Here is a 5,218-nt window from a genome sequence, read left to right on the forward strand (position 1 = left end):
GGCCCCGCCCCGCCCTCACGAGAGTCCGCCATGTACGAGCTGTCCCGGATCCGCCTCTACTCCATCGGGCCCGCCGGCGCGCGCTACGCCGACACCGTGCTCGACCTGCGCGGAGTGGGCGAGCCGGTGCCGAACCCGGCGCCCACCCAGGCGGAGTTCTTCGAGGAGGAGCCCGTCGGCCCGCCGCGCCGGCCCGCGCCCGCCGGGGTGCTCTTCCTGGAGAACGGCGGCGGCAAGTCCGTCCTGCTCAAGCTGATCTTCTCGGTGATGCTCCCCGGTCACCGCAACACCCTCGGCGGCGCCAGCTCCGGCGTGCTGCGCAAGTTCCTGCTCGCCGACGACTGCGGGCACGTCGCGCTGGAGTGGCAGCACACCCAGACCGGGGAGTGCGTGGTCGTCGGCAAGGTCAGCGAGTGGCGCGGCCGTCAGGTCTCCAACGACCCGCGGAAGTTCGCCGAGGCCTGGTACTCCTTCCGCCCCGGGCCCGGCCTCAGCCTGGACAACCTCCCCGTCGCCGAGGCCACCGCCGTCCGGCCGCCCGTCGAGGGCGCCTCCGGCGCGCAGGGCCGGCGCCGCACCATGAAGGGCTTCCGTGACGCGCTCACCGAGGCCGGCAAGGCGTACCCGCACCTGGAGGTGTACTGGGAGGAGATCCACGACCGCTGGAACGAGCACCTCACCGAGCTCGGTCTCGACCCCGAACTCTTCCGCTACCAGCGGGAGATGAACGCCGACGAGGGCGAGGCCGCCGGCCTCTTCGCGGTGAAGAAGGACTCCGACTTCACCGACCTGCTGCTGCGCGCGGTCACCGACACCCGGGACACCGACGGCCTCGCCGACCTGGTGCACGGCTTCGGCAACAAGCTGGGCCGCCGTTCCGAGCTGATGGCCGAACGCGACTTCACCGCCGGCTCCGTCGACCTGCTCAACCGCATCGTGGAGGCCGCCGGGACCCGCGCCCGGCTGCGCGACGTCCACGCGGGCGCCGAGCGCCGCACCCGAACCCTGGCCCGCCGGCTGTCCGCCCGCGCGGCCGAGGAGCGGGGCCGGGCCGCCGACCTCGCCCAGCGGGTCACCGGCGCCGCACACGAGGTCACGGCCGCCGAGGCCTCGCGCGGGCGCAGCGCCCTGATCGCCGCGGAACTCGCCTACCGGCACGCCTCGCTGGCCCTGACCGTGGCCGACAAGGCGGCCGCGGCCCAGCGCCGCGAGCTGCTGGAGGCCCGCACCCTGCACGCGGCCTGGCAGGCGGCCGAGTCGGTGCTGCGCCACCGCGCCGCCGCCGACCGCTCGGCCCGGGTCGCCGCCGCCATCCGCGAGGCCGAACGGGACGCCGCCCCCGCACTGGCCGCCAGGGCCGCGGCCGCGGCCGCGCTCGTACGGGCCCTGCACACGGCCGCCGAGGACGGCGAGCGGCTGGCGAACGAGGAGGAGGAGCGGTCCGCCGCCCTCCAGGAGACCGCCGAGACCGCCCACCGCGACGCCACCGCCGCCGCGACCGCCGCGCAGCGGGCGCGCAGCGAGGCGGAGCACCTGCGCACGCGGCTGTCGGAGGTGGAGCAGGAGACCGCCGAGGCCGTCCGCGCCGGCTGGCTGGACGACTCGGCGCCCGACGCCGACCCGGCCAGGGCGGCGCTGGCCGCCAGCGACGCCGAGAAGACGGCCGTGGCCGCGTGGGACGTGGCGCGCGAGGCGGCCCGTACGGCGGCCGAGGCGGCCCGGGAGGCCGCCGCCGCGGAGGCCCGCGCCGAACTGACCGCGGCCCGCGCGGCCGACGCCGCGGACGCCGCGGAAGCGGCCCACGCCGCCGAACACCGCACCGCAGCCACCCTGGCCCGGTCCCCCCGCCTCACCGCCCTCCTGGGCCTCCCCCAGACCTTCCTCCCGGGCCCGAGGTCCGGCGACACCACGGCCGCCGACGGGCCCGCAACGGCTGCGGGCGCCGCTGCGCACCCCGGCACGGCCGGTGCCGAGAGCGGCTCGGCCCGGCCCGGCGGCGCCGCGGACGCCCAGGGCCCCGCGGGCCCCGCCGGAGCGGCGGGCTCCACCGACCGTTCCGGTCCCGCCGGGGCGCACGGTGAGGTCGGCGGGCTGACCGCCGAGGAGCTCGACCGGAACGCCGAGGCGGTGCGGGAGCTGCTGGAGCAGGCGGTCGCCGGGGCCGAGCGGCAGCTCTTCGAGCTGCGCACCGCCGCGGCCGACGACGCACGGATCCTCGGCGCGCTCGGCGACGGCGGCCTGCTGCCGCCGGGTCCCGACGTGCTGGCCACCGTCGAGTACCTCGGCGAGCACGGCATCCCCGCCCTGCCCGGCTGGCGCTACCTCGCCCAGGCCGTCGACCCCGCCGACCACGCCACCGTGCTCGCGGCCCGCCCCGAGCTGGTCGACGGCGTGGTGATCACCGACCCCGACACCCACGCCCGGGCCCGCGAGGTGCTCGGCGCCGCCGCCCTGCTGCCCCGTTCCGCCGTGGCCGTCGGCACCGCCGCCGCCCTGCTGGCGCCCGTACCGCCGGCCGGCCCGGACACGGACACCGGGGTCTTCCTCGTACCGCCGAACCCGGCCATGCACGACGAGCACGCCGCCGACGAGGAACGCCACGCCCTGCGCGCCCGGGCCACCGAGCGGGACGCCGAGATCCGCGAGCTGGCCGCCCGCCTCGCCGGGGACCGCGAACTGGCCGCCCGCCTGGCGTCCTGGCGCACCGGCTGCCCGGCCGGCCGCCTGGCCGAGCTGGCCGACCAGGCCGTGGTCGCCCGTACGTTCGCCCAGGAGGCCGACGCCGAGCTCGCCGAGGCCCGTACCGTACGCGCCGAGGCCGACGAGGCCGCCTCCGACGCCGCGCGGGTCCGCGACGAGCGCCAGGAGACCGCCCAGCGCGCCCGCCGCGCCGCCGACGCCCTGGCGGGCCTCGCCTTCCGGCTCCGCGAGCGGGCCGGCTGGCAGGCCCGGCTGCGCGAACTCGCCGACGAGGCCGCCGAGTCCGAGGCCCGTGCCGAGGTCTGCCTGGCCCGGGCCCGGGCGGCCGACGAGGACCGCCGCGCCGCCCAGCGCGCCGCCGACGACGCCCACCGCACCGCCCGCGCGCTGCGCGCCGAGCGCGCCGAGATCGCCGGGGCCCCGGACCAGCTCCCCGACGAGGACGGGCCGCGGGTGCCCCTGCCGGACCTCCGCGAGGCCTACCGCGCCGCCTCCCAGCTCTACGAGAAGGTCGGCGTCGGCGCCGACCTGCGTGCCGAACAGGCCCGCGCCGAGAGCGACGAGAGCGCGGCCCTGGCCGAGCTCGACCGGCTCACCAACAAGGTCCGCACCCGCGCCGCCCAGCTCCTGGAGGGCACCGACGGAGCCGACGGCCCCTCCCGCCAGGCGGCGGCCGCCCGCGCCGAGTCCCTGGTGCAGATGCTGGAGTCCCGCGCGTCCGCGGCCAGCGAGCAGCTCGGCCGGCTCCGCGGCGACGCCGAACGCCTCGCCCCGGCCGAGGGCGAGGAGCACACCGCCCTGCCCGAGGAGCTCGTCCCGCAGGACGTGGAACAGGCCCAGGGCCTGCTGCGTTCGGCCTCCGCCCAGCTCGCCGCGCACACGGCGGCCGTGGACACCGCCCGCGCCGCCCACGCCGACCTGCTGCGCGCCCACCGGGCCGCCGAGGACGGCGCCTCGGGCTTCGACGAGACCGCCGCCCTGCTGCGTGACCTGCTGCGCGACCACAGCCCGCACCAGGAGGACGACGAGCAGGACACCGGCCCCTACCCGGGCACCCTGGAGGAGGCCCGGCAGTCCGCGGCCGAGACCCGGCGCTCGCTGCGCGGCTGCGCCGCGGACCTCTCGGCGGCCGAGTCGGCCGTCCGCGAGGCCTGCGACGTCCTGGTCCGGCACGCCAACGCCACCCGCTACGAGCAGGTGCGCACCCCCGCCCGCCAGCAGATCCGCGAACTGCCCGCCTCCGCGCTGCCCGAGCACGCCGCCGCCTGGGCGGCGGCCTTCGCCCCGCGGCTGCGGGTGCTGACCGACGAGCTGGCCCAGCTGGAACGCAACCGCGACAGCATCGTGGACCGGCTGCGCGGCCTGGTGGAGTCGGCCCTGGCCACCCTGCGCTCCGCGCAGCGGCTGTCCCAGCTGCCGGAGGGCCTGGGGGAGTGGTCGGGCCAGGAGTTCCTGCGCATCCGCTTCGAGGAGCCCGACCAGGCGAGCCTGACCGAGCGGCTCGGCGAGGTCATCGACGAGGCCACCCGCTCGGCCGTGAAGAAGAACGCCGCCTTCGGCGAGGGCCGCCGCGACGGCATGTCCCTGCTGCTGCGCGGCGTACAGGCGGCGCTCCAGCCCAAGGGCGTGGCGGTGGAGATCCTCAAGCCCGACGCGGTGCTGCGCGCCGAGCGGGTGCCGGTGGGGCAGATGGGCGACGTGTTCTCGGGCGGCCAGCTGCTGACCGCCGCGATCGCGCTGTACTGCACCATGGCCGCGCTGCGCAGCAACGACCGTGGGCGCGAGCGGCACCGGCACGCGGGCACGCTGTTCCTGGACAACCCGATCGGCCGCGCCAACGCCACGTACCTGCTGGAGCTCCAGCGGGCGGTCTCGGACGCCCTGGGCGTCCAGCTGCTGTACACCACGGGCCTGTTCGACACCACCGCCCTGGCGGAGTTCCCGCTGGTGATCCGGCTGCGCAACGACGCGGACCTGCGGGCGGGCCTGAAGTACATCAGCGTCGAGGAGCACCTTCGGCCGGGCCTGCCGCAGCAGGCGCCGCCGGAGGGCGAGACCATCCACGGCGAGATCACCGCGACCCGCATGTTCCGCCGCACCCCGGCCTGACCGGCACGGGGACGGCGTGCAGCCCGGGCCGACGCCCGGCGGGTCCCGGCCCGACGACCGTCAGACCCGCCGCAGCTCCTCCCGTCGGGCGGCCCTGGCCGCCCGGCGACGGGCCCGGGCCGTGCTGCTGGGCTCGGAGACCACCCCGTGGCGCTGGTTCCACGTCTGCCGGGTGATCCACACGTCCAGCACCGCCCAGGTGGCCACCACGGTCAGGGCGATCCCGCCGAGCACCATGGGGAACGCCAGCCACGAGGTGGTCAGCGTGAGGAAGAACGCGATGCTCGCGTCGGTCAGCGTCAGCGCGACCACGACGACCGCCCGCACCGCCGCCGTGCGCACCGGATCCGGCAGCCGCCGCCGCGTCGCCGGCTCCTCCACCCACAGGGCGCGTCGCCCGCCCGGACCC

The 5,218-nt window shown here is 77.9% G+C and carries 2 protein-coding genes; one reads left to right on the forward strand and one right to left on the reverse strand.

Going from position 1 to position 5,218, the window contains the following annotated elements; all coding sequences use genetic code 11:
• Positions 1-30: 30 nt before the first annotated feature.
• Positions 31-4,809, forward strand: coding sequence for a hypothetical protein (locus EF918_RS31985; RefSeq protein ID WP_125652418.1), 4,779 nt, complete (start codon positions 31-33; stop codon positions 4,807-4,809).
• Between the two features lie 60 nt (positions 4,810-4,869).
• On the opposite strand, the gene EF918_RS31990 is transcribed toward EF918_RS31985, so the two are convergent.
• On the reverse strand, positions 4,870-5,196 hold the full coding sequence (locus EF918_RS31990; RefSeq protein WP_260610853.1) for a hypothetical protein: 327 nt from the start codon (positions 5,194-5,196) through the stop codon (positions 4,870-4,872).
• Positions 5,197-5,218 lie beyond the last annotated feature (22 nt).

It is taken from the genome of Streptomyces sp. WAC06614 (genome assembly GCF_003949795.1).
GTDB lineage: Bacteria > Actinomycetota > Actinomycetes > Streptomycetales > Streptomycetaceae > Streptomyces.

Excerpts from the sequence above, each read along its gene's own strand:
- EF918_RS31985 (WP_125652418.1), top strand. The coding sequence starts at position 31 with ATGTACGAGCTGTCCCGGATCCGCCTCTACTCCATCGGGCCCGCCGGC.